The sequence below is a fragment of the uncultured Acetatifactor sp. genome, assembly GCF_948601915.1.
Lineage (GTDB): Bacteria > Bacillota > Clostridia > Lachnospirales > Lachnospiraceae > Acetatifactor.
The window spans coordinates 1-25,847 of the sequence record NZ_CAPDXS010000072.1; the positions used below are offsets into that span (position 1 = coordinate 1).

Annotated in this window: 21 protein-coding genes and 1 other RNA gene; 15 read left to right on the forward strand and 7 right to left on the reverse strand. The window is 56.3% G+C overall.

The features are described from left to right. Positions 1 to 178: 178 nt before the first annotated feature. The 5 genes from Q2B33_RS24245 to Q2B33_RS13330 all read right to left on the reverse strand — a co-directional run bounded on the left by Q2B33_RS24245 (position 179) and on the right by Q2B33_RS13330 (position 8,250). A complete protein-coding gene (locus Q2B33_RS24245) occupies positions 179 to 1,903 on the reverse strand; it encodes an oligopeptide/dipeptide ABC transporter ATP-binding protein (protein ID WP_330684856.1) in 1,725 nt (574 codons plus the stop codon). Then, positions 1,863 to 2,897 carry an ABC transporter ATP-binding protein gene (locus tag Q2B33_RS13315; RefSeq protein ID WP_300816956.1) on the reverse strand — a complete coding sequence of 345 codons (1,035 nt, stop codon included), beginning with the start codon at positions 2,895 to 2,897 and terminating at the stop codon, positions 1,863 to 1,865. Before Q2B33_RS13315 ends, Q2B33_RS24245 begins: the two co-directional genes overlap by 41 nt. Before the next feature lie 33 nt (positions 2,898 to 2,930). Then, complete coding sequence (locus tag Q2B33_RS13320; protein ID WP_300570761.1) at positions 2,931 to 4,880, reverse strand: ABC transporter permease subunit; 1,950 nt, start codon at positions 4,878 to 4,880, stop codon at positions 2,931 to 2,933. Between the two features lie 14 nt (positions 4,881 to 4,894). Continuing rightward, entirely contained in the window at positions 4,895 to 5,923 is a 1,029-nt protein-coding gene (locus tag Q2B33_RS13325) for an ABC transporter permease (RefSeq protein WP_296474587.1), read from the reverse strand. Between the two features lie 113 nt (positions 5,924 to 6,036). Then, positions 6,037 to 8,250 (reverse strand): ABC transporter substrate-binding protein, encoded by a 2,214-nt coding sequence (locus tag Q2B33_RS13330; protein WP_300570756.1) that lies wholly within the window; start codon positions 8,248 to 8,250, stop codon positions 6,037 to 6,039. Positions 8,251 to 8,543: 293 nt separating this feature from the next. Between Q2B33_RS13330 and Q2B33_RS13335 the strand changes: the two genes are divergently transcribed. Further along, positions 8,544 to 9,773 carry a site-specific integrase gene (locus tag Q2B33_RS13335; RefSeq protein ID WP_300570753.1) on the forward strand — a complete coding sequence of 410 codons (1,230 nt, stop codon included), beginning with the start codon at positions 8,544 to 8,546 and terminating at the stop codon, positions 9,771 to 9,773. On the opposite strand, the gene Q2B33_RS13340 is transcribed toward Q2B33_RS13335, so the two are convergent. Then, positions 9,756 to 10,397 carry a PD-(D/E)XK nuclease family transposase gene (locus tag Q2B33_RS13340; RefSeq protein WP_330687950.1) on the reverse strand — a complete coding sequence of 214 codons (642 nt, stop codon included), beginning with the start codon at positions 10,395 to 10,397 and terminating at the stop codon, positions 9,756 to 9,758. The genes Q2B33_RS13335 and Q2B33_RS13340 overlap by 18 nt on opposite strands. Before the next feature lie 506 nt (positions 10,398 to 10,903). Here Q2B33_RS13340 and Q2B33_RS13345 point away from each other — a divergent pair. The 5 genes from Q2B33_RS13345 (at position 10,904) to Q2B33_RS13365 (ending at position 19,017) form a co-directional block, all read left to right on the forward strand. Beyond that, positions 10,904 to 13,210, forward strand: a complete 2,307-nt coding sequence (locus Q2B33_RS13345) for an ABC transporter substrate-binding protein (protein ID WP_300570750.1) — start codon at positions 10,904 to 10,906, stop codon at positions 13,208 to 13,210. 135 nt (positions 13,211 to 13,345) lie between these two features. Further along, a complete protein-coding gene (locus Q2B33_RS13350) occupies positions 13,346 to 14,926 on the forward strand; it encodes an ABC transporter permease (protein ID WP_300570747.1) in 1,581 nt (526 codons plus the stop codon). After that, on the forward strand, positions 14,923 to 15,912 hold the full coding sequence (locus Q2B33_RS13355; protein ID WP_300570744.1) for an ABC transporter permease: 990 nt from the start codon (positions 14,923 to 14,925) through the stop codon (positions 15,910 to 15,912). The genes Q2B33_RS13350 and Q2B33_RS13355 overlap by 4 nt, the downstream gene beginning before the upstream one ends. A 13-nt stretch (positions 15,913 to 15,925) precedes the next feature. Then, positions 15,926 to 17,674 carry an oligopeptide/dipeptide ABC transporter ATP-binding protein gene (locus Q2B33_RS13360; RefSeq protein WP_300570741.1) on the forward strand — a complete coding sequence of 583 codons (1,749 nt, stop codon included), beginning with the start codon at positions 15,926 to 15,928 and terminating at the stop codon, positions 17,672 to 17,674. 14 nt (positions 17,675 to 17,688) lie between these two features. Continuing rightward, positions 17,689 to 19,017 (forward strand): ATP-binding cassette domain-containing protein, encoded by a 1,329-nt coding sequence (locus Q2B33_RS13365; protein WP_300570738.1) that lies wholly within the window; start codon positions 17,689 to 17,691, stop codon positions 19,015 to 19,017. 182 nt (positions 19,018 to 19,199) lie between these two features. Here the strand turns inward: Q2B33_RS13365 and Q2B33_RS13370 are convergent, their stop codons facing one another. Then, positions 19,200 to 19,748: a Uma2 family endonuclease gene (locus Q2B33_RS13370; RefSeq protein ID WP_300570735.1), complete on the reverse strand. Its 549-nt coding sequence runs from the start codon at positions 19,746 to 19,748 to the stop codon at positions 19,200 to 19,202. A 321-nt stretch (positions 19,749 to 20,069) separates the two neighbouring features. On the opposite strand from Q2B33_RS13370, the gene Q2B33_RS13375 reads away from it, so the two are divergent. From Q2B33_RS13375 to Q2B33_RS13415, 9 genes are all read left to right on the forward strand, one after another. Beyond that, positions 20,070 to 20,798, forward strand: coding sequence for a polysaccharide deacetylase family protein (locus tag Q2B33_RS13375; RefSeq protein WP_300570732.1), 729 nt, complete (start codon positions 20,070 to 20,072; stop codon positions 20,796 to 20,798). Positions 20,799 to 20,961: 163 nt separating this feature from the next. Then, positions 20,962 to 21,201 carry a preprotein translocase subunit SecG gene (gene secG / locus Q2B33_RS13380; protein ID WP_296458833.1) on the forward strand — a complete coding sequence of 80 codons (240 nt, stop codon included), beginning with the start codon at positions 20,962 to 20,964 and terminating at the stop codon, positions 21,199 to 21,201. A gap of 94 nt (positions 21,202 to 21,295) precedes the next feature. Then, the gene (rnr, locus tag Q2B33_RS13385; protein WP_300570727.1) at positions 21,296 to 23,455 is read left to right on the forward strand and encodes a ribonuclease R; all 2,160 of its coding nucleotides are present in this window, start codon (positions 21,296 to 21,298) and stop codon (positions 23,453 to 23,455) included. Between the two features lie 46 nt (positions 23,456 to 23,501). After that, positions 23,502 to 23,972 carry an SsrA-binding protein SmpB gene (gene smpB / locus Q2B33_RS13390; protein ID WP_296458639.1) on the forward strand — a complete coding sequence of 157 codons (471 nt, stop codon included), beginning with the start codon at positions 23,502 to 23,504 and terminating at the stop codon, positions 23,970 to 23,972. A 92-nt stretch (positions 23,973 to 24,064) separates the two neighbouring features. Beyond that, positions 24,065 to 24,247, forward strand: a complete 183-nt coding sequence (locus Q2B33_RS13395; RefSeq protein WP_300570723.1) for a hypothetical protein — start codon at positions 24,065 to 24,067, stop codon at positions 24,245 to 24,247. 13 nt (positions 24,248 to 24,260) lie between these two features. Continuing rightward, positions 24,261 to 24,404, forward strand: coding sequence for a hypothetical protein (locus Q2B33_RS13400; protein ID WP_296458635.1), 144 nt, complete (start codon positions 24,261 to 24,263; stop codon positions 24,402 to 24,404). Positions 24,405 to 24,415: 11 nt separating this feature from the next. Further along, positions 24,416 to 24,799: a transfer-messenger RNA gene (gene ssrA / locus Q2B33_RS13405) on the forward strand. Between the two features lie 146 nt (positions 24,800 to 24,945). Then, positions 24,946 to 25,128, forward strand: coding sequence for a hypothetical protein (locus Q2B33_RS13410; protein WP_296458632.1), 183 nt, complete (start codon positions 24,946 to 24,948; stop codon positions 25,126 to 25,128). A 117-nt stretch (positions 25,129 to 25,245) separates the two neighbouring features. After that, positions 25,246 to 25,818 carry a hypothetical protein gene (locus Q2B33_RS13415; RefSeq protein ID WP_300570718.1) on the forward strand — a complete coding sequence of 191 codons (573 nt, stop codon included), beginning with the start codon at positions 25,246 to 25,248 and terminating at the stop codon, positions 25,816 to 25,818. The last annotated feature ends 29 nt before the right edge of the window (positions 25,819 to 25,847 follow it).

Here is a 25,847-nt window from a genome sequence, read left to right on the forward strand (position 1 = left end):
TTCCCTACACGACGCTCTTCCGATCTCTTTTCAGGATTGATTTCTCTGGGAATCTTCTTCCACGCTTTTCTCATAGCTTTGCGCCTTCTTTTCTGCCATGCTGGGTGCATATGCCCTGAAATGCCCAGCGGCTGTGCAGAGACAGAATTCGCCCCGCCGCTGCACAGCCCACCTTGAATCAACGGTTTCCCATAGCAACATTCACATCAAACAGATAATCCCCCGCTTTGTCCACCTTCCTCTCCTCCGCGAAATGGCAGGCCACGAAATGCCCGGGCTTCACCTCTTTCAGCCCGGGCGGGACCACCTTGCACTTGTCGCAGGCCATGAAGCAGCGGGTGTGGAACTTGCATCCAGAGGGCGGCTTGATGGGGCTGGGGATGTTCCCCTCCAGGAGGATGCGCTCCTTCGTCAGGCTCTCCGGATCTGTGGTGGGGATGGAGGAGAGCAGCGCGATGGTATAGGGATGGCGGGGGTCGCTGAAGAGCTCGTCCGTCTCCGCCACCTCCACCATGTTCCCCAGGTACATGACGCCGATGCGGTCAGAGATATACCGCACTACCGACAGGTTGTGGGAGATGAACAGGTAGGTCAGCCCCTCTTTCTCCTTCAGCTCCTGGAGCAGGTTGATGATCTGGGACTGGATGGACACGTCCAGGGCGGACACGCACTCGTCGCAGACCACGAATTTCGGCTTCACGGCCAGAGCCCTGGCGATGCAGATCCTCTGCCTCTGCCCCCCGGAGAACTGGTGGGGATACCGGTTGTACATATAGTTCTGCAGGCCGCAGGAATTCATCACCTTGAACACATGCTCCTGCATTTTTCTGGAACCGGCCTTGAAAAAGCCATGGGTCACCAGCCCTTCTTCAATGATGCGCCCCACGGTCATACGGGGGTTCAGGGAAGAGTAGGGATCCTGGAAGATGATCTGCAGGTCCTTCCGCAGATGCCGCATCTCCTTGTATTTCAGGCGCTTTAAATCCACGCCATGGTCCAGCATGGCCTCATACCTGGCGAATTCCGCATCGCCCGCATAGAGGGCCTTCAGCTGTCCGATCTTCTCGTCGATTTCGGCTGCGGCGGCCAGGAGGTCTTTCTGCCTGGCGGCCAGGTGGTTTTGCTTCCGGGTGAGCTTCTCTATCTTTGCCTGGAGCCTCTTCCCTTTTTCCGGGGATTTCTCCGGCGGGATTTCCTCCAGCAGACCCTCTCCGGCCTGGATTTCCACGGCGATATCCTCCGCCCGGTGGGCCAGGGCAGCGGCCCGGAAGGTGAGCTTATATTTTTCGGACAGGAGAGCAGCGCCCCGGCGGGTCTCCCTTGCCATGAAGCCGCCCAGAATCTTGGCCGTGCAGTCCAGGGCCGTCCTGGCGTCGCACAGGGCCAGGTTCCTGTCCTGGAGATCGTAAAAGGACGCGGAATCTCCCAGTGCCTCGCACTTTTTCGAAAGCTCCTCCCCACGGGCCGCAGCCCTGCGGTACTTCTCGATATATTTCTCCGCATTGGAAAGGGTGTCCAGCACATAGTCAGGTGCCACCTCCTCCAGAGTCCGCCCGTAATACATGGTGCTTCCCGCGGTCTGCTCATAGAGCTGGAGCAGCACCCGGCCCAGAGTGGACTTGCCGCAGCCGGATTCCCCCACCAGGCCGAAAGTCTCCCCCTGGTAGATGTCCACTGAGATGTCCTCATTGGCCCGGACGTACATCTGCCTGGCGAAGAGGGAGGGCTTCGCCACCGGGAAATACTTCTTCAGGTTCGTGATTGACAGAAGCCTGGTCTTCTGCCGGGACTGCGTCTCGGGCCGGCCGCTGCCGTCAGCCCGGCCGCATGCGGATTGCCTGGTATCGGTATGCTGCACCCTGTCAGTGGTCTTCACGCTGGCCGTGGACTGTGATTTTTCCATGTTCCTCGCTCCTCCTTTCCATTTTGTCCGGGTAGAAGCAGCGTATGAGCTGCCCCTCTGCCACCTGTAGCAATTCAGGCTCCTCCCGGATACATTTCCCGGTACAATACCTGCACCGCGGCGCGAACTTGCACCCCTGTGGGAGATCCAGCGGATGGGGCACCACGCCGGGGATGGGATCCAGCTTGGCCCGCTCGTCATTCAGCCGGGGGTTGGAGTACATCAGCCCCTCCGTGTAGGGATGGCTCTTCTCGCAGTCCGTGAAGATCAGCCTGGCGGGCGCCTGCTCCACCACCTGGCCGCAGTACATAACTACGACATCGTCTGCCATTTCGTTGATGACGCCCAGGTCATGGGTGATGAACATGATGGCGGTTCCGTTCTCTTTCTGCAGATCGTTCATCAGCCGCAGGATCTGCGCCTGGATGGTCACGTCCAGGGCGGTGGTGGGCTCGTCGGCGATCAGGATGTCCGGCTTGCAGGCCAGGGCCATGGCGATCATCACCCGCTGGCGCATGCCGCCGGAGAGCTGGTGAGGATACTGGCGGGCCACCGCCTCGGGATTGGGGATCTGCACCGCCCGCAGCATCTCGATGCATTTCTGTGCCGCCTCCTTTTTCCCCATGTTCTGATGGATCATAAACGGCTCCGATAGCTGCCGCCTGATGGAAAATACCGGGTTCAGCGAAGTCATGGGCTCCTGGAAAATCACGGAGATTCGGTTCCCCCGGATATGGTACATCTCCTGGGTGGACACCTTGGCCAGGTCCTGCCCGGCAAAGGTGACGGTCCCTCCCGCAATATATCCGTTTGCATCCAGCAGCCGCAGCACGCTCATAGCCGTAACGCTCTTCCCGGAACCGGACTCGCCCACGATGCCCAGGGTCCGCCCCGGATAGATAGAATAGGAAACGTCGTTCACGGCTTTCACCGTGCCGTTCCTGGTCTTAAAAAAGGTACGGAGGTTCTTCACCTCCAACAAAGCCTCTGCCATGAATTCCATACCTCCTTGCCCGCCTGGCGGACATCATGTTTTTTCTACGGACTTCGGATCCAGCACGTCCCGCAGCGTATCCCCGATGATGTTGATGCAGATTACCACAACGGAGAGGAACAGCGCCGGGAACACCCATCTCCACCAGAAGGACTGGATCACCAGAGCGCTCCGGGAGCCGTCCAGCATGTTCCCCCAGGTAGGGCGGGGGAGCTGTACGCCGAAGCCCAGGTAGGAGAGGGAGGACTCGGTGAGCATGCAACTGGCGAAATCCAGCGTAACAGTTACCAGAATGACGGATACGATATTGGGCAGGATATGCCGGAAGGCGATTCGGCCCTCTTTCACGCCCATGGAACGGGCGGCGGTGACGAATTCTTTCTCCCGCTCCGCCAGGATCTGGCCTCTCACCAGCCTGGCCAGCCCGGTCCAGGACAGCACTCCCAATATCAGCATGATGATCACGATGCGGGTGTCCTCATGGATGTCAGATGCCTGGAAGATAGCCGACAGGCACAGGGCAAAAGGCAGGAAAGGGATTGCCCCCACGATCTCTGTCAGGCGCATCAGCAGCATGTCCACGGCTCCCCCGAAATACCCGGAGATGCAGCCGATCAGGATGCCGATGATGGTGGAAACGATGACAGCCACGGCCCCTACGGTCATGGTCATCTTGCCGCCGTTCATGATCCGGTTGAACACGTCCCGGCCCATGTCGTCAGTGCCCATGATGTAGCCCTTCAAGCCCCAGCAGTCCACGAATTTTCCGTCCTTGTAGGCATAGTTCTGGAAACCGCTGGCATACACCCTGTCCACGGCGTCTTCCTTGGTCAGCGCCTCCGGAATCTCGCACTGATTGCGATAGTTCTGTCCCCAGGCGTAGACCCTGCCCTGATCCGTGGTCAGCACGAAATGCCTGGTGCCGCCGGAGACCGTGAGGGCATTCTCCCCCTCCGGGAGCTGCGGCTGCGGCTCCTTCATGCCGCTGACCACGATTTCTCCGTCGTCCAGCACCAGCGCCAGGGCGTTGCCGGAGGCCGCGATGTCCACCACCTTCCGGTCCCCGATGTACTCGAACAGGTCCGTGCTGACACTGCGCCCGTTTTCGTCCGGTACGCTGATGATATTGTACTTGGTGCTCTTGCCGCAGACGAAATCGCCGTTCTCGTCGATGCCGTAGATGCCGTCATTGGTAAAGGTGAGCTTCACGAGGGGGCTCTCCTTCTTGCCGTGCTTGATCACGGAGGAGAGGTTGGTGGCGCTCAATCCGTCATTGCCCCAGGCGTAGATGGTGCCGTCCTCCATGAGGATGGCCGTCACCTGGTTGCCGCAGATCAGCTGGCGCACCTGGGAGGCATCTATCGTCCCGCCGTCCATGAGCTCCTCGGGCTGCCTGCGGGCCGCCGCGATCATGGAGCCATCATGCCCGTACTGGCCGTTGTCGTATTCGCCCCAGGCGATGACGCGCCCGTCGTCTGTGATGGCAACGCAGTGGTCGGACCCTGCGGCCACATGGACGACCTTGCTGTTCTTCACCTCATCCGGGATGTTCATCACGTCCCGGGCCGGATCCCCAGAGATATTCACATACTGTCCCCACATGGAGACCTTGCCATCCGTGTCCACGCCGATGGTGAAGGTGCCCTTGGAGGAGATGTCCACCACACCGTCTTTCATGCCGTCGGGCAGATCCATCAGGCTCAGGGTGGGGGCCATATTGGTGTGCAGCATCTCGCTGCCGGTCTCTGTCAGGTCCACCGGCGCAATGGCGGAGCCGATGAAGACGAAGAGGAACATTCCCGCCAGGATGATCGCCGCCCCCGTGGCCAGGGGATTGCGGAAGAAACGTTTCACTGCCAGCTTGCCGGGGCTGTCGAACCGCTCGTCGGCCAAGGTCAGTTCCTTGGAGCCGCCAAAGAACATTCTGCGCAGCCAGCGCAAGGGGGCAGGCCCTTTCCGGGAGGAAGCTTTCTTTTCACTCATTTTTAAGTCCTCCTTTACTTATTCACACGGACCCTGGGGTCTGCCAGGCCGTAAGCGATGTCCACGATCAGGTTGCCCAAGAGCCCCAGAATCACGTAGAACATCTGCAGCAGCAGCACCACCTCGAAGTCCTTGCTGTTCAGGCTGAGTATATAGATCCGGCCCACGCCGTTGAGGCCGAAGATATTCTCGATGACAATGGAGCCGGAAAAAATGCCGATGAACCATCCGATCACCAGCGTGATGATGGGAATCAGGGCATTCCGGAACGCGTGGCTGTAGATGACCGTCTTCTCCACCAGGCCCTTTGCCCGGGCGGTGCGGATACAGTCCAGGGACAGCGCCTCGGACATGGAAGCCCTCACATAGCGGGTCATGCCCCCCAGGGAGGAGAAGGTCATGACGATCAGCGGCAGCGCCATATAGTAGAGCCTGTCCTTCAGTTCGGCCAGGCCGGTATAGCTGGAGCCGGGCGTCTTCATGCCGGAGACAGGGAACCACTTCAGCAGGATGGCGAAGATCCAGATGAACACGATGGAGATGATGAAGCCAGGGATGCTATAGCCGATGATGGTCCCTATCTGGACGGCGGTATCCCGTTTGCTGCCCCTGTGGACAGCACAGAATATGCCTAAGGGAATGGTGACCCCAAGGCCTAAGAAGGTTGCGAAGATATTGATGAACACTGTGTTCTTCAGCGGATCCGCCAGCACTTCCCTGGCGCTGCGGTCGAATGAATAGCTGTATCCCAGGTTCCCCTGGAGGATCCCGTTGTATTTTCCGTTGATAGGCGCCAGGCCGATCCAGCCCAGATACCGCACTACGACGTTCTGATCCGTCCCCAGCTCCCGGCGCAGCTCCTCCACCTTTGCCTGGTAGAGCTCGGCCGCGTTTTCCGTGGTCTTCAGTCCCTTTCTGTAGGGCTCCGCCTCCGCCACGGCCCGGTCATAGGGAATGAGAGAGTAGACGAAGAACATGAGGAAGGAGAGGATCAGAAGGACTATGGCCATGTAGCCCAATCTTTTCAGTATATATTTGCCCATATCATACCCCATTTCTGATTATTTGCACGGGCCTGTGCATTTGAGAATGGGGCAGTCGCTTTGACGGCTGCCCCATGTCCTTGCTGTAACCGATTGAATTCAAATCCGCAGCCTTAGAAACCCTTTACGTTCGCGTACAGCAGCGCCGCGGCCGGACCGCGGAAGGGGCTGGTCTGGAAGTTCTCGATCTTTGCATTGTATACGTCATAGTAGAAGTTGGAATACAGCGGGATGTCGGGCATCAGCTCGTTCCATCTCTCTACATAGCCCATGTACCACTGGTTGAACTCGTCCTCTGTGGCGGCATTGTACACCATAGCCATGGACAGATAGTCCATGCCGAGCTTGTCGCCGCTTGCCGCTACGGCCTCCTCATAGGAGAGCTTATCGGCCTTCAGGTCATAAGGGAAGTCGATGTCGTAGGGATCGTAGAGCTTGTTGGAGGAATTGGTGAACCATGCGGGGTCGTGGGACCACTGGTATGAGGTGTCCAGGTTGGTCAGCGCGGAGAATCCGGTAGCCAGGTTGTACATCCCATAGGTAGGGGTTCCGTTGTAACCGTAGGTGGGCTCACGGTAGATCTCGCCCAGCAGCTTGTCGAAATCGCCTGTGGTAGCGCGCACCACCATGCCCGCAGCGGCCAGGTCGGAGCTGTTGGCCAGAGTGGTGGAGATCAGGTCGGTGACTTCATTGGGGGAAGAACCGAACCAGTTGATGGCCAGAGGCATATAGTACTCGCCGTTGACTTCCACGGTCTGATAGGTGACGCCGTCCGTATTGGAAACGGAGGCGTAGGTCTTGTTGATGCCGTCTAAGACATTCGCCTCGTCGGCGGTGAGCTTCTTGTAGCGGACCGCGTCAACGCCCTCTGCGCCCTCTTCGTAGGCTTCGCCCTTGGAGTTGTAGATCCAGCCGCCGTCCTCCAGGACTTTCTTGGCAGTCTCGGGAGAGAAGGAGTAGTCGATGAGCTCGATTTCATCCTGTACGGCCCTCCAGGGGGCCAGGTCGGGGCTGTAAGGGCCGTCTACTACAACTCCGTAGCCGCCTGTGAAGGTCTGGCAGAACTCCGTGCGGTTCAGCAGGTACGTGACCGCCTGGCGGACCTCCTGGAACATGGTGGGGCCGAAGTCGCAGTCGAACTGAATTTTGCCGTAGCCGGCTCTCTGATAGTGGACCTCGGTGAAATTCTCGCCGTCCACCACTGCCAGGGCCGCCGTGGTATCCTTGCCGCCGGTTACGCCGCCCAGGATATCGGTACCGCCTGTGGTGAGCATCTCCAGCTGGGTCTCCTGGGTCAGCTTCACATACACGATGGTCTCGATGGAGGGAACCTGTCCCTCATAATTGCCCTTGAACGCGGGATTGATGGTCATGGTAGCCTGCTTGGTGGAGGCGTCCCAGTCGGAGACCACATAAGCGCCGGAGAAGGGATACTTCGTCAGGTCATAGCGGTTCGCCTCGATCTCCGCAGCCTTCACATAGCTGTCTCCGTTCTTCTCATAGAAGCTCTCGCTTAAGTACACGCCGTTGCCATCGTCTAAAATATCCACGCCCTCGCCCAGCACCAGTCCCAGGGGAGCGGGATCCACCGCGGCATAGGTATAGGCAAAGTAGTACGGATAGTAATCGGATGACACGGTAAAGGAGAAGCTGTAATCGCCCAGCAGGCGGATGCCTGTGAACTCCTTGGAGGTGCCTTCCGCTTCCTCGCCGGTGTAGTCATGGAACTCCTGATAGCCGACGAATGCCATGCCGCTGGTGCCGGGCCGTCCGGCCTCCATGCTCACGGGGGATGCAAAGGAGAGGGTGGTGGCAAGGTAGTTCTTGGCCGTGATAGGGGTGCCGTCGCTGAAGGTCAGGCCCTCGTTGATCTCCACGGTATAAGTGGCGGTGCCGTCCTCATTCTCCGTCTCCGTATGGCTCTTTACGGCAGTGTCGTTCCAGACCAGGTTCCCGTCCTCGGCGACCTCCTGGGTGCCGTAGCCGATGGTCAGACGCCCGATGTCCTGGTCGGAGGCGCCTACGGAGCTGGTGCCCCAGCCGGGGAAGCGGAAATCCCCTGTCAGGTCGGTGGTGTTGCCCATGATGACCTTGTTCTCAAAGGTGCCGTCCGCCACAACGGAACCGCCCTCAGTGCTTTCCTCGGCATCTGCCTCGGAGCTTTCGCTGGGCTCCTCAGAGCTTTCCTCTGGAGTTCCCTCCTCAGAAGTCGGCTGGCTGGATGCCCCGCTGCCGTCAGCCGGGGGGGTATCTCCATTGCCGCAGGCGGCCAGGCCAAAGGCCATGGCGGAAGCCAGCAGAAGTGCAAGTAACTTCTTTCTTTTCACAATTTTTTCCTCCTATCTGTTTTTCCGGTATCTGCCTGTGTCTCTTGGATACTTGTATACAGAAAAACACAACAGGATACCAGTATCATTCAGTATAAATTACACTCACATCCCTCAAAATGCCCGTCGCCTGGGTGAAGTCACCGCATCCGGTGGTTTCCCGTCCCAGAATTCACACTTTTTTCCTCCGGCCGAATCTGGACTTTTCCTGGTTCACTTGCTATAATCCGCTTGCAAATGGTAAGAATATTTTACAAATTTGCGCTACAAATGAGGAAAGAGGTGTTGAGAGTATGGCATCATTGAAGAGAATCGTCCACAAAAGCGGCAGAGTGGTCTATCGCATCGTAATCTGTCTGGGATATGACGCACAGGGGAATAAGCTGGTGAAGAACCTGACCTATTCCGTGAACCAGTCCGCCACAAAGCGGCAGCAGGAAAAGGAAGCCCTGAAATATGCCATGGATATGGAGGACAGGATCAAGTATGGGTACGGCTGTGACGGCGCGAAGCTGAACTTTGAGGAATTCGCCGGAAAATGGCTTGCGGAAATGAAAGAGGAGCTGGCCTGCGGAACCTACATCGGATACGAGCAGTTGCTGCGCAGCAGAATTCTTCCTTTTTTCAGGACATATAGGCTGGCCCAAGTGAGGACGGCGGACATCGAAGCCTTTTATGGCACATTGGCCGACACCTACTGCCCGGGGACGATCAAGCGCTATGCCAATGTGCTGAGCGGCATCTTTTCAGCGGCCCTCCGCCAGAACCTGATTGCGGGAAATCCCTGTAGAGAAGCCAGGAAGCCCAGGAAGAAGCAAAAGGAACAGGAGGAGCAGCTCCGTTATTTTACGCCCAGGCAGTCGCTGATGTTCCTGAAATCCCTGAGCATCCCTTATCCCGTACCCACCCAGTTTCGGGTATTCTTCACCCTGTCCATCTTCTGCGGCTTCCGAAAAGGAGAGACCCTCGCTCTGTGCTGGGAGGACATCGACCTCGACAGGCTGGAGATTTCCATCACCAAGGCAATCGGGCGGACGGAAAGCGGCTTTGGACTCAAGCAGCCGAAAAACCGCACATCCCTGCGCAGGGTGCCTTTTCCAGAGAGCATACTGCCGCTCCTTGCGCAGTACCGGGAGGAATACGATGCTCACAGGCTTGCGCTAGGCGATGGCTGGCAGGGAAATGGCAATCTGTTCACCCGCTCTGACGGCAGCCTCATGGGACACACTACGGCTTATCAATATTTCGTCAGACATCTGACGCGGTACAATAGATGGGTCAGGGAGCAGGACGAGGCGGCAGCGGCACAGGGGCTGGAGGAGCTGCCCGCCATACCGCTCCACGGGCTGCGGCATTCCTGTGCCACCCTTTTGAATTACTTAGACATGAACATCGTGGATATCTCAAAATATCTGGGCCATGCAAGCTGCTCCACCACCATGAACATTTATGCCCATAGCTTCGAGGAGCAGAAGAGGGTGGCCAGCCGGAAACTGGATGAATTCCTACAGTCGAATAGATGAAGATTGGATGAACTGTTCGATGCTTTCCGCTTTTGCCGCGGCTTTCAGCCATTGATTCAAGGTATCCATATTTTTTTCGGACCGGATTTTCTTTGATAGTTCAGAGGGAACATCGCCCAAACCATTTAGCAAAAGCAGGATACTTTGGGCTGTTCCCTCAATCCGCCCCTCAGCCTGTCCCTCAATCCGTCCCTCAGCCCTGCCCTCATTTCGCACATACTCATCTTCAGCCCACCGATCCCGTCGGGCCTTTAAGCGCTCCTCATAAAGAAACCGGAGCGTCCTGGCGAGGCTCATGATCCTCAGCTCCTCTATGGCTTCCCGGATGCCAGCATTTTTTATCTTAATCATCTCTAAATCCTCCTCTGCCGTTGCATTGAATAGCCGAATCCAGTCATCCAGCCCGTCGGTTTCCCCCAGCGGCTTGCGCAATTCGACAATATGCAGCTCAAATAAATCCGTCAGTTCCTTTCCGCCTTTGGTACGCAGCCTATACTCGGTATGGTATTCTTCCCCTTGCGTCAGATTAAAATCCAATAGACTGATACTGATACATTTGCGCAACCTGTCATAATTCTGCCCGGCGAACAGATCCTCCGTGTACAGCCTGGCCAGGTAGAACAGCTTCCACCAGCCAGAAAACCCCTGCTCTGCAAATAAATGTGAGTAAAAGCATAGATTTTCTGATGTTAGAGTACCTGATTGAAACGATCAGCCATGAATTTAGAAAGTATTATGCTTTGTTTCTATTCTACCATATCCCATAGTTTTGTCAATCCTAGGCGTTATGTCTATTTTCTTGTACAATTCATTTCGGATTTTAGTGGTATTTTAAGCAAATATGCGGAAAGGAAGCATTTCCCTTGCATGATTGCCATGCCAGAAAGTCTGAAATAACCTGACTTTTCAACATATTTCATAAGTATTTTCGATAAAAGTCAACTTTTCCGCACTACAGTATAGAAGAAAAATCTTGACAATTACATAAGTGTAATTTATACTGAATTATGTTGATTGCATACAATGATACACTATTATGCCCAGATGCCGTTTTTACAGGCCTAGACGATTCGGGAGAATAAAGTGTAGAGGTGCGTGTGACAATTTAGAATGAAAGAGGAGGAAAAAACATGAAAAAAGTAAACAAAGCGCTCGCCCTTGTTCTGGCGGCGGCCATGATGACCGTCACGGCCTGCGGCAACGGCGAGAGCGGCGGATCTTCCGATGCGGCATCGACGCCCTTGGACAGCGAGAGCGAAAGCTCTTCCGAAGTATCCGCATCCGAGTCGGAGCCGTCCGACAGTGGGGCCACGGAGATCGTGGTGGACAACACTCCGGCGGCCGAAGTGAACACCCTTGAGAATTTCGACGCTGCGAATTATGGGCCTGAGTCCGACGAGGTCTATGACCTGATCCTGGGCGATTTCTATGCGCTCTATCAGGAGGCGCTGGCAGAGGTGGATCCCAGCGCCCGTATGGGTAAGATGGCCGTGGCAGAGGCTAAGTTCCTCGAGGCCGGACTGGGCGTGCCCATGCAGAACAATACAGGCGGTTCCGGCATCTCCAAGGTCATCCCCCGTTCCGTTCCGACGGTTACATGGGGCTTTGACCAGACCTACCGCGGCTACAAGAACCTTCTTGTGGTGAACGAGAGGCCCCTGACGCCGGATGAGCGCGCCGAGGCCACCTCGCTGTGGAGCTCCAAAGTCGGCACCGGCGAAGCCTGGCAGGCTCTGGTTGACTGGGCAACGGAGAAGGAGCTGACCCTCAACGATAACATTACGCTTACTTACAGCACCACACCCCAGACCTGGGACATGCTGGGCACGGCTCAGGCTGCCAGCGGTGAAGTGATTTCCCCTACCTGGGACGGTCTCCTGACCTATGACAACGAGAACATACAGCAGCCCGGCCTTGCCGAGAGCTATGAGGTGTCCGAGGACGGCCTCACCTATACCTTCCACATCCGCAAGGGCGTGAAGTGGGTCACCAGCCAGGGCACTGAGGTGGGCGAGGTCAAGGCCGACGACTGGGTGGCCGGTCTGCAGCATGCCTGCGACACCAAGGCCGGTCTGGCGGATCTGATTTACGGCACAGTGAAGAACCTGCAGCAGTACGGCACCGGCGAAATCAGCGATTTCAGCCAGGTGGGCGTCAAGGCGCTGGATGATTACACCCTTGAGTACACGCTGGAGACCAATGCTCCCTGGTTCCTCACCCTCACCGGCTACAGCGCGCTTGCTCCCCTGAGCCGCGACTACTATACCTCTCAGGGCGGTAAGTTCGGCGCAGAGTTCGACAGCGCCGATTCGGGCTATCTGTACGGCACCGACCCGGAGCATATCGCGTACTGCGGCCCTTACCTGATCAGCAACTATACCTACCAGAATACCATCAGCTATGCGGCTAACCCGGCTTACTGGGATGCCGAGAATGTCCATAACAAGACGATTACCAGGCGTTACGCCGATGGCACGGATCCTCTGTTCGGTTGGAATAATTTCCTGGACGGCACGTTCTACAGCGTGACAGTGTCCTCTGCGGTGCGCCCCCTGGCGGAGCAGCAGGCTTCAGAGATTGACCCGGAAAAGAACTATGTGGAAGCTTACTCTTATTCCAGCCATGAGAGCACGACGGCTATCATGAACTGGACTAATGTGAACCGCTATGCGCACTCCAACCTTTACAACGATGCTTCTGCCATGGTTTCCAAGAAGACCGTGACGGATGCCCAGCGCACGAAGGCCGCTATGAGGAACCAGAATTTCCGCATGGCGCTGGCCCTTTCCTATGACCGTTTCGCTTACATGAGCGTCATTTACGGTGAGGAAAATGCCTACGGCCAGATGACCAACTCCTACGTGCCCGGAAACTTCGTCACCGCCACCAAGGAATTTACGGTGGATATCGCAGGCACCGCCACCACATTCCCGGCCGGTACTCAGTACGGTGAAGTCCTTCAGGCGGCGATTACCGCTGACGGCTATCCGATGAAGGTCTGGAATCCCACGGGAGCTGACGGAGCCGGTTCCAGCTTCAGCTTCGACGGCTGGTACAATCCGGAGGCGGCCGGCGAATATCTGGCTAAGGCCGTGGAGGAGCTTGCCGCGGAGGGCATCGAGATTTCCGCGGAGAATCCGATTTACCTGGATATGCCTTACGATGATTTCGACACCACGGTTTCCGCTGCTCAGAACGCAGTGAAGCAGTCCTATGACGCAGCTTTCGGCGGTATGGTCATCGTGAACCTGGTAGCGAAGGGCGACAGCGATACCGGAAGCGATGCGGCCTATAACCCGACTGCGGGGTACATGATGAATTACGATTTGGGCGGTCTGACAGGCTGGGGCCCTGACTACGGGGATGCGCAGACCTATCTTGACACTGTCATTCCGAATGGCTACGAATGTATCACGTGGGGTATCTACGGTTCATAAAGCCCCGATGTTCCTGAGACTTGACAATGCTCACAGGGGGACGGGTATACCCGCCCCCCTGTGGCTGTTTTAAACAGGCCGGAGACCATCCCCGCGACCGGCTGCGGGAAACCATGTAAGAGAGGTGAGGGAGTTATGGGCAGATATGTAATCAAACGACTGCTGCATGGCCTATTTTCGACTGTGATGGTGATTTTTATCGTCATGATACTCGTCTACGGGCTGATGGACAGGATGAAGATATTCAAGACGGACGGCCAGTTCACCAAGCAGCTCAATAACCAGAGAGTCACGTATATGCATCAGAAATGGGAGGAGTACGGCTATCTGGACTACCTTCCGTACAGTGACTATCTCGCGATGCTCCAGGAGAGCGGGGAGATAGACGAGGCGGCCCGCAGCGCTTTATCCAGCATCGGCCGGTCTGCGGACGGGAGCGACGATTCCCCGGAGGTGGCGGAATACGTGGCGAAGTTTAACGATTACTGCAGAGAAGAGGGCTACACCGTGACCCGGCTGGACGCCATCATATCGAAGAACAGGCTGGCCACAGGTGGGGGCCAGGTGCTTTTCGCTTATAAGGAGAAGAATGTGCTCTCGCGCCTGTGGAAGTATTTCACGGGCATATTCGAGATTGATAATATCCATAAGGTGCCGGAGGATCAGGACATCGGCGAAAGAGGACTGACCTTCACGCTTTACGATCCGGTGTACGGCGGGGAGAAATTTTCACCGGCCATCATCGGCAATGGCACCATCCACAGATATCTGCTGTATTTTGACGATCAATTCCCCTATATACACCAGAACTTCCTGAATCTCCATCTGGGAGCCTCCTACTCGGTGACCAGGGGCGTGGAGGTATTCAACAGCATGACCCAGGGGCAGGGCTCCTACCGCCAGTTTCCCCTGACATATCCCACGGGGCTGACGGAGAACAGCGCGGACAATCTGCACACGGCGGTGTACGTGGCAGGTTCCAGGGAGGCCAATGTCATGTACCAGCAGAGGTACACAGACGATTATACGAATGTTCAGACATTCCGCAACAATAAGTCCCGTATGGGCTATTCCTTTGTGATCGGCATCATCTCCACCCTCCTGGTCTATCTCCTGGGGCTGCCCATCGGCGTGCTGATGGCGCGGTACAAGGAAGGCCTGCTGGACAAGTTCGGCACGCTGTATATCATGTTCATCTCCGCGGTGCCGAGCCTGGCGTATATCTTCATCTTCAAGGGCATAGGGCGGGCCATGGGGCTGCCATGGACATTCGACATGGACGCTGAGACCCGGCTGATGTACGTGCTGCCCATCGTGTCCCTGGCGCTGCCCTCCATCGCAGGCATGATGAAGTGGATGCGCCGCTATATGATCGACCAGATGAATTCGGATTACGTGAAGTTTGCCCGTGCCGGCGGCATGTCGGAGACGGAGATATTCTTCAAGCATGTCATGAAGGTGGCGGCGATTCCCATTTTCCAGGGGATACCGGGTTCGCTCCTGTTCGCCATGACGGGCGCACTGATTACCGAGCGCGTCTATCTGGTTCCCGGCGCGGGCGGCCTGCTGATTGACGCCATCAACCAGTACGACAACTCGGTCATCGTAGGCGTGACGCTGTTTTACACGGTGCTGTCGGTGCTGTCCCTGATTCTGGGCGATGTGGTGATGGCGACGGTTGACCCGAGGATTTCCTTTACAGAGAAAGCGAGGTGAGCGCAGTGGAAGATTTCAGCAGGAAATACAATCTGTCGGACGAGGAGTTGTTCTCCCGCATCAATAATGACGAACTGGCCTCTGAGAGAATCACCGCGCCGCGCTATTCCTACTGGAAGAGCGTGTTCCGCGTGTTCTTCCGCAAGAAGATCAATGTGGTAGTGCTGGTGATCCTGGCGGTGCTGATTACCTTCGCGTATCTCTATCCCACAGTGATCGGGTACGACGACCAGGTGAATCCGTACCTCTACGTGAATGAGCGGGGCGGCCAGCATCTGACGCCCTCCGCGGCCATCGAGCGCTACGGGTTCGATATAAAATGGCTGTTCGGCGCAGGCGGGACGGGCGCGTCCACATTCGACTCGGTGTGGAACGGCTCCCGGATTTCCGTATCCCTGGCCGTCATATGCGCGGCCATCAACATGACCATCGGCATCCTGCTGGGGGCAATCTGGGGATTCTCCCGCAAGGTGGACATGATCATGAACGAGGTCTACAATATCCTGGGGAATATCCCGGGGACGCTGTTCACCGCGGTGATGGTCATGGTGTTCTCCCCCAGCTTCTGGACGCTGGTCTTCGCCATGACGATCATGGGATGGCTGGGCATGGCCTACTATATCCGGACGCGGGTCATCATCATCCGCGACCATGAGTACAACCTGGCCAGCCGTTGCCTGGGCACCAGCATCTTCAAGATTGCCATGAAGAACATCCTGCCCTTCATGACCAGCGTCATCGTGCTGGAGATTGCCGCCGCTATCCCCGGCTACATCTCCTCGGAGGTATTCCTCTCCTATATCGGGCTGGGCATGAGCGAGGTATCCCTGGGCCGTCTCATTTATGAGGCGCAGAATGCTATGGTGACCCCTGGATGGGGCTGGGAATTCTGGACTCCCGTGGCGGTGGCTTCGGTCATCACCGTGGTGCTCTACGTGACCGGCCAGAACCTGGGAGACGCGTCCGACCCCAGGACGCATATGTGAGGAGGGCATTCAGATGGAAGATAAGAAAGTATTGCTCTCGGTGAAAAACCTCCATGTGAAGTTCCGGGTCCGCGGCCGCATCCTGACCGCCATCCGCGGAATCGACCTGGATATCTATGAGAATGAATCCATCGCCATCGTGGGCGAGTCCGGATCCGGCAAGTCCGTGCTGACGAAGACCTTCGCCGGCATGACGGACTCCAACGGATTCATCGATGAGGGCAGATTGATTTTAAACGACCCGGAGCTGGCTGAGACATATGTGAAGCTGACGTCGGGAGGGAGACAGCTGATGAAAAGCACGCTCTCCCGCCTGAACAGCATTTCCGGCTATGAGCTGGGCGTGGAGACATATCGGAAGATGAGAGAGCTGGAGGCGGAGAAGAAGAGCCGCGAGTCCCTGAGCGAGGAAGAACGGGCGGCCATCGAGAACGAACTGGGCGACATGAAGTTCAAGAGGGCGAATCTCTTTAACGAGAAGCAGACCTATGACCCCCGCCATGAAAAGGACCGCATCAAAGCCGCGGACCGGATGCTGAAGGAATACGGCGAGAAGATCAAGGCGCTGGAGAGCAAGGAGGCCGCGGAGGAAAAGGCCCGCAAGGCTGAAGCGGCAAAGGACACCGCTTTCATCCAGCGTTACAATAAGCAGATGGCCGAACTGAAGGCCAAGTACGAGCAGGAGATCAAAGGGCAGATTTCCGAGGAGACGAAGAAGCGCAATGAAATCCTGAGCAAAGAGATTCACCTGTCGGTGGGACGTTACGGTCTGATGAAGCGTCTCCAGCTTACCTTTAAGCTTCTGGCAGTCTTGAAGCAGGCCATGCAGACCGGCGTGGACTTAGACGATGAGGAGCAGCGCAACGCTGTCTTCGACAAGGTGGCATTCCGCGTGAAATACCTGGACGAAACATCGGATCGTCTGCACGGGATTTGTGTGCTGAACCTGGCGAATGTGAAGTACGCCCGGGACTGGCAGCAGATTCGCGGACGCCGTATCGCCACGGTGTTCCAGGATCCCATGACCAGCCTGAACCCCATTGTAACCATCGGCAAGCAGATTACCTCTGTCATCATGCGCCATCAGGGGTGTTCCGAGACGGAGGCCAGACGGCGGGCCATCGAGCTGATGCATAAGGTGGGCATCCCCAACGCGGAGTCGCGCTTCGATGACTACCCGTTCCAGTATTCCGGGGGCATGAGGCAGCGTATCGTCATCGCCATTGCCCTGTCCTGCCAGCCGAAGATACTGATCTGCGACGAGCCGACCACGGCTCTGGACGTGACGATACAGGCACAGATCCTACAGCTGATCAAGGATCTCCAGAAGGAGTTCGGTTTCACGACGGTGTTCATCACCCACGACCTGGGGGTGGTGGCGAACGTGGCGGACAGGGTGGCGGTGCTCTATGCCGGGCAGATGGTGGAAGTGGGCACGGCGGAGGAGGTCTTCTACGACCCGCGCCATCCGTATACCTGGGCGCTTTTGTCCAGTCTGCCGCAGCTGGCCCAGCGTAACACGGAGCTGTATTCCATCACGGGCACGCCGCCTTCCCTGTACAACAGCATCACGGGCGACGCGTTCGCGCCCCGTAATCCGTACTGCCTGAAGATTGATACGCTGGAGGAGCCGCCGATGTTCAGGGTGACGGACACGCATTACGCGAAGACATGGCTGCTGGATCCGCGGTCGGCGAAGGTGGAGAAGCCGGAGGGCATCCGGGATATCCACAATAAGCTGATGGAAGCGTTCAATATCTAGGGGAGGAAGGAAAGATGGCAATTATAAAGACAAAGAAAAAAGGCCGTTCCCTCTTCCCGGAGCACGGCCCGAAGGCGGAGAACGGAAAAGAGATACTGCTGTCCGTAAAGGACATCGACATCACGTTCGGCAGCGGCGACACAGCCGTCCGCGCAGTCACGGACGCGTCCTTCGACATTTACAAGGGCGAAACATTTTCACTGGTCGGCGAATCGGGATCCGGCAAGACCACCATCGGGCGGGCGGTCATCCGCGTGAACCCGCTGGCGGCCGGGGAAATCCAGTACAAGGGCGTGCGCATTTCCGGGAAGATTCCGCATGCGCTGGACAGGGAGGTCATCCGCAACGTGCAGATGGTGTTCCAGGATCCGGCGGCGTCGCTGAACGAGCGCGCCACGGTGGACTACATCATCTCCGAGGGACTTTACAACTTCGGCCTCTTTGAGAACGAGGCCGACCGGGTGCAGAAGGTGGAGCGCATGATTCATGACGTGGGGCTCCTGCCCGAGCACCTGACCAGATACCCCCATGAGTTCTCCGGCGGGCAGAGGCAGCGTATCGGCATCGCCCGGGCCATGGTCATGGAGCCGGAGCTGGTGGTGGCAGACGAGCCCATATCGGCGCTGGACGTGTCCATCCGGGCCCAGGTGCTGAACCTGATGAAGAAGTTCCAGAAGGAGAAGGGCGTCACCTACCTGTTCATCGCTCATGACTTGAGCGTGGTGCGTTTCATCTCCGACCGCATCGGCGTCATCTACAAGGGGCGCATCGTGGAGGTGGCGGAGGCGGAGGAGCTGTTCAATTTCCCGCTGCATCCCTACACCCATTCCCTGATCTCCGCGATTCCGATTCCGGATCCGCAGCTGGAGAAGAACAAGGTGCAGTATATCTACGATCCCGCTATCCACGACTACAGCACGGATAAGCCGGAGTTCGTGGACATCGGCCATGACCACTGGATTTATGGCAATAAGGCTGAAATCGAGAAGTATAAGGCGCTGCGTGAGAAGGGCGAGCCGGTGAAGGCCGTCAACATCATCTCGCCGGAGGAGACGGAAAAGTTCGCCAAGGCGCGCAAGACCACTGAGGAGGCGCAGGCGAAGAAGGTGGCAAAGGATCTGGAGGAATTCCTGCAGGCCCCGCCCCGTGATACGGGAAGCATCTGGTACACGCTGGTGTCTTTCTTCCTGCCAATCCTGGGCCTGATTGGAGGAGCGGTATTCAAGCATTTCCATTACAAGAGAAATGCCAGGTCGTGCTTTAAGGGGGCTATCCGGGGCTTTATCGTCCTGGGTGTCATCCTGGCTCTGTTCCTGCTGCTGTTGATTTTGGCGGTGATATAGACCTGTATTCACTAAAGTCTGTCAGGTTGTTGGATTTATGAACGGAAAGCATCATGAACCGGCGGCAGATTTGACCGTATGTGCGTGTAGGAGAGATTTCAATATCCCCAAGAGGGGCCTGGCGCTTCCCTTGGGGATAAAAATTTTCATCATAGAAAGATAGCGGATAAAAGGGGGTGCTGTCACAGATTCATCTGTGAAAAATCGATTTCCAGATCTTCATAGATTCCCGCTTTCACCTTTTCCTTCAGGGTGAAGTCCGTCATTTCGTCATGCTCAAAGTCATAGACCGTAATCAGGTCCCGCTCATAATCAACGATCCAGTATTCCCGGACGCCCGCAGTCCTGTATTTGAACAGCTTCTTATTGTAGTCCATGGGGCGGCTTGTGGGGGAGACGACTTCGATGATCCAATCCGGCGCCCCTTTGCAGCCTTCCTCAGTGAGCTTCTCCTTATCGCATATGACAGAGATGTCAGGCTCTACGTAAATCCGGTCGTCTGCATTCAGGAATACGGCAAACGGGGCGGGGAAGACTTCGCAGTCCCCATTGTTCTTTCCTATATAATCCCTTATACGGAAGGCCAATTCCATTAGAATTCTTTGATGCATCATACCGGGCGCTGCCATCATATACAGCTCGCCGTCGATCAATTCGGCCCTTTTCCCCTCCGGCAGATTATTGATATCATCCATCGTGTAGTATTCCGGTTGCTTTGCTGCTAAACTCATTTCGCCACCTTTCTTTCAGCCGGTGGGGCAAGCTTTTACCGTAGCTCCCGGGGGAACTGTCCGAATCTCCTGCCAGGCTGAAGCTGTCACTGTCTGTGTGCCCTTATATGAATCTGATTATACCAGAACAGGGGGGGAACTACAATACTGAAAAACCATGCCCGGGGCAGTCTGCTTCGGGAAAAGTAATGAGATTCCCTCTGAGCGCTTCCCTCTGGACGGAAATATCGCTTGACGGGAAGCGGGCATAGTGATACTGTAGGTACGATATGTTTTTTTTTGAGGCGTTTGGGAGGAAGCGGTATCTGAGGAGGTTTGACTATGAGAAAGAAGCTGCTGTTTGTGATTGGCGGGATAATACTGGCTGTGGGAATCGTCCTGGGCGGGATAAAGCTATACCGGATTCAGGACAGGAACCAGTGCGGCATCCTGCTGGCTTTCGACGACTATAATGCGGATAACTGGGCGGGATATTTTGACCTGTTCGACAAGTACGGCGTAAAAGCCACTTTTTTCATCTGCGCCAACGAACCGACGGATTTTTGCTATGACGCGCTGGAAAGAGGACATGAGATAGCTTTCCACACCGCCGGACATCAGGAACTGACAGCGCTGAGCGAGGAAGAAGTATACCAGCAGGCGATTGACCCGATAGAGGTCTTTCGGGACGGAGGAATCGAGCTTTCCACCTTCGCATATCCAAAGGGGAGCCGCAATGAGGAGCTGGACGAGAAGCTCCTCGGGCATTATAAGGTTCTGCGTGGGGCGTATTTCCTACAGATTACCGACAAGCACCAGTTCAAGGAGGGATATGTGGAATCCCTGTCTCTGGATAATGGGAACTACAGCTCGCAGGAACAGTATGAGGCGCAGATTGATGATATCCTGGCGAATCTCAAGGCGGGAAAAGGAAGAGTGGTGTCGCTGTACTCCCATGCCATAGGAGCCGGTGATTGGAGCATAACGGAGGACAGGCTTCTGTACCTTCTCCGGAAAGCCAAAGAGATGGGATTGCAGTTCTATACGTTCCAGGAGCTCCAGAATTGGTAGACTGCGGAAAAATGATGCGGAAAAAACGGACAAAAAATGTAAATAATGGTTGCTTTTCTCTGGGGACTGTGTTAAGATAGCCAATATATGAAATGCGAGATACGGTTTCCGGTGGATAAAACCCTCTCATGAGGGCAGGGAGACCATAGGAGGTGTGGGACAGTTGGGAGCCTTAAAGATTATACTGACAATTTTATTCATCATCATATGCATAGCGCTTGTTGTGTTGGTATTGATGCAGGAGGGCAAGTCGGCGGGACTTGGGGCCATCAGCGGAGCCGCTGAGACTTACTGGGGCAAGAACAAAGGACGCTCCATGGAGGGCCTCTTGGTAAAGCTTACCAAGATATTGGCCGCATTGTTCATGATTCTTGCGGTCATACTGAATCTGAACGTATTTTAAGATACGTAGAAAAGACACTCTTGCGGATGCGGCAAGAGTGTTTTTATATTCACCTGCAAAAAGCGGGTATGGGGTATAGCAGGATATGGGAAATATGAGTCAGAAAGCGTGGGACGCCAGGAAGAAGATCATCTGTGAGCTGGTCAGCGATTCCATCTACGTCCCCATGAAAGAGAAGGAGATGGCCGCCTTCATGCAGGTGGCCAAAGAGGACAGGGAGGACTTCCGCGCAATCCTGCGGGAGCTCCTGGAGGAGGGGAAGCTGGCCCTCACCCCAAAAGCGAAATATGTCAAAGGCAACGGCCGTGCCCTGACAGGAACCTTCATCAGCCATGCCAAGGGCTTCGGCTTCGTGGAGATAGAGGGGCGCAAAGAGGACCTGTACATCCCGGAGGACAAGACCGGCGGCGCCTTCCACAAGGACACCGTGGAGGTGGCACTGCTGCCTGAGTGCGAGGGGAAGCGGCAGGAGGCCCAGGTAGTCAGGATCGTCGCCCGGGGCATGAAGCAGATCGTGGGCACCTATGACAGGGCAAAGGAACACTACGGATTCGTAGTCCCGGACAACAATAAGCTCCCCCAGGACATCTTCGTGCCAAAGGAGCATTCCAAAGGGGCCATGAGCGGCCACAAGGTGGTGGTGGACATCACCGACTACGGCAATGACAGGAAGAGCCCCGAGGGCAGGGTGGTGGAGATTCTGGGCCATATCAACGACCCCGGCGTGGACATCATGTCCATCGTCCGCGGCTATGAGCTGCCGGTGGAATTCTCTACGAAAATCATGAACCAGGTGGAGCGGGTGTCCCAGGAGGTGTCCGAGGCGGACATGGCCGGGCGCAGGGATCTGCGGGACGTGGTCATGGTCACCATCGACGGCGAGGACGCCAAGGACCTGGACGATGCGGTCAGCGTCGCCTTCGACGGGGAGAGATACCGTCTGGGCGTCCACATCGCGGACGTGACCAACTATGTCCAGGAGAATTCCGCCCTGGACAGGGAGGCCCTGAAGCGTGGCACCAGCGTGTACCTGGTGGACAGGGTGATCCCCATGCTGCCCCACGCGCTGTCCAACGGCATCTGCTCCCTGAACGCGGGTTCGGACAGGCTGGCCCTGAGCTGCCTGATGACCGTGGAGCCGGACGGGGAGATTTCCGATTACGAGATCTGCGAGTCCGTGATCCGGGTGGACAAGCGCATGTCCTACACGGTGGTGAAAGAGCTGCTGGAGGACGAGGGCCTTGCGGAGCGCGAGGAGGCCTACGGGCAGTATAAGGAGCTTGTCCCGATGTTCCGGGAGATGGAGAAGCTGGCCGCCATACTGCGGGAGAAGCGCCGCAAGCGGGGCTCCATCGATTTCGACTTCCCGGAGTGCAAGATCCTCCTGGACAGGGACGGCCATCCCACGGAAATCAAGCCCTACGAGCGCAATGTGGCCACGGATATCATAGAGGATTTCATGCTGGCGGCCAACGAGACCATAGCCCAGCATTTCTACTGGATGGAGCTGCCCTTCGTCTACCGCATCCACGATGTGCCGGACGGGGAGCGCATCCAGAAGCTGGCCGCGTTCATCAACAATTTCGGCTACTACATGAAAGCGGTGGGAAGGGCAGGGCAGAAGACCTCCGGGGAGGAAGTCCACCCCAAGGAGATCCAGAAGCTCCTGGCCAAAATCGCAGGGACGCCCGAGGAGCCCATGATCAGCCGCCTGGCCCTGCGGAGCATGAAGCAGGCCAAGTACAGCGTTGACTGCAGCGGTCATTTCGGGCTGGCATGCCCCTACTACTGCCACTTTACCTCCCCCATCCGCAGATACCCGGATCTCCAGATCCACAGGATCATCAAGGAGCAGCTCCGGGGGAGGCTGAAGGAGGAGCGGATCGCCCATTACCGGGAGATCCTGCCGGAGGTGGCAAAGCACAGCTCCGAGACCGAGCGCCGTGCGGAGGAGGCGGAGCGGGAGACCGACAAGCTCAAGAAGGTGGAGTACATGGAGGAGCGCATCGGAGAGGAGTACGACGGCGTCATCTCCGGCATCACGAGCTTCGGCATCTATGTGGAGCTGCCCAATACGGTGGAGGGGCTGATACATGTGTCCAAGCTGCCCGGGGACTTCTTCCGCTATGACGAGAGCAGGTACGAGATGGTGGGGGACGCCACAGGGAAGAGCTACAAGCTGGGCATGCCCGTCAGGGTGCGGGTGGAGGACTGCGACCGGTTCAACCGGACGATTGATTTCAGCATTGCATAAAGCAGCATGTGCCAAAAGGGCGCTTGCGGGGACAGAGGTGACAGAAATGGCAAAGGAAAAGGAACCGCAGAAACTGATTGCCAACAACAAAAAGGCATACCACGAATACTTCATAGACGAGACCTATGAGGCAGGCATCGCCCTCCACGGCACGGAGGTGAAGTCCATGCGCATGGGCAAGTGCAGCATCAAGGAATCCTTCATCCGCATAGAGAACGGCGAGGTCTTCGTCTACGGCATGCACGTCAGCCCTTATGAAAAGGGGAACATCTTCAACAAAGACCCCCTGCGGGTGAAGAAGCTCCTGATGCATAAGTATGAAATCAACAAGCTGGCGGGCAAGGTGGCCGAGAAGGGCTACACCCTTGTCCCCCTGCAGGTCTATTTCAAGAACGGCAGGGTCAAGACCCAGATAGGCTTAGCCCGGGGCAAGAAGCTCTACGACAAACGGGAGTCCATCGCCAGAAAGGACCAGCGCAGGGAAGCGGAGCGGGATTTCAAGATAAAAAATATTTAAAGGCTTTACACCGTTCTGAAAGATTGCTATAATAAAGCCGGAGGGGGAAATTGGTTGGACTGTTGCGCTGTACCGGGAAAGCAGGTGGTCGGATGTCTGATAAAGAGCTTTTGCAGAAAAACGTGGAGGAATTCGCAAGACTACAGGGATACATGGTTCTTGTGGAAAAGAGTTCCGACGCGTACAAGGCGATGAAAGGCCGTTACGTGGAGCTGAAGGTGATACTGACGGCATCCGATATCAATCTTACGGAACTGGATATCATAAAAGAGTAGGAGGTACTGACAGATGATGGATGGAATGACAGATAAGCAGTTTGACAGGATTATAAAAATGGTATCCATGATCTTGGACGGCTGCAAGGATTTGGAGGAGGCAAAGGAAAAGATTGCGGAGCTGTTGGAGGAGCGGCCGCAGTCGGAAGAAGCTTGAAAATCATATAAGGGGTAGTAAAGGTTTCGACAGGGGTCTTGCAGCTGGAGAAGCTATCCGTTGCGACACGTTAATCGCAAACTTAAACTAAACGCTGAAGATAATTATCAGTACGCACTGGCTGCTTAATCGCAGCCGGTGACGCCGCCTAAGGCGGCTTGTCCGCTCCGGGGCACCCACACTCCGGAATCCGGGCATCGACGATGTGGGAAACGACGCGCGCTAAGCTTTGCCCGCGCGGGCGTACCATGAAGCTACCGAATCTGCCAGATCGTTCGTTGTCTGGCAGAGGAGGGAAAATGCAGGAGAAAGACCTGCGAAGATAACGGACTATGATAGTAGAAGGACAGGGAATGGGCTTTTGGACAGGGGTTCGACTCCCCTCTACTCCACTTGAAAAATAACTGGGCGAGTCGAACCCCTTGGGTTCAGGCTCCCCTCTACTCCATACGCAAAGTGACTGGGCGAGTCAACCCGCTTGGGTTCAGACTCCCCTCTACTCCAGGCACAAAGCAACCGGACTTGAGAAAGCGGGGTGTCTATGACGGAAAAAGAAATGCTCCAGAGAAACATAGAAGAATTTTCCAGATTGCAGGATTACATGCAGTCCTGTGACAAGGAGACCGAAGCATATACGAAGATGAAAAAGCGTTACAAGGAATTGAAAGTCATCCTGACAGCTTCGGGAATCAACCTGACAGAGATTGACTATATCAAGGAATAACCGCCATGGTAAAGGAATGGAAGGTTCATACCGAAGAGACAGAGGCTGGCGCATGAGGCAATCATTGCACAATGCGGCAGCCGCATTTATGATAAAGGAACATGCAGGAGGTGCCCAATGGATGCAGAGAAGAACAAATTGGCCGTAGGCGGTTTCCTCTTTTTTACGGAGAAGGATGCCGGGCTTGCCCGGGCGGAGGAGCAGCGGATTGCCTATCTGGAAGAACGCATAGATTATTCCTCGCCGGAAAGCATACGCTATATCTATGAGAAGACCATCCATGAGCGCCTGTTCAGGACGCCCGTGGGACTGCGGTATCTGGAGAGGCTCCGGGAGTTCCTGCTGTCCCGGCCGGAGATAGACCCGGCCACCGTCATGGAGATTCCCCTGTACGTCACCTTTGACGGGGAGCTGCGGGAGCACACAAGCCCGGCCAGGAGCAGGGTGGCGCCCTCGAAGAAGAGGGACCGGGACAAGGAGAAGGAGCGGTTCACCCTTTCCGTCATCCTGAACGTGATGCTGGCGCTGGCCATCGTGGCCATGTTCGTCATCTCCTTCGTCAGCGACCAGCCCAACATCCTCAACTACGAGAGGGCCATCACCGACAAGTACGCCTCCTGGGAGCAGGAGCTGAACCAGAGGGAGCAGACCATCCGCGACAAGGAGAGGGAACTGAAGCTGAATGAATGACGATGGCTGCGGCAGACGGTGCAGGCGCG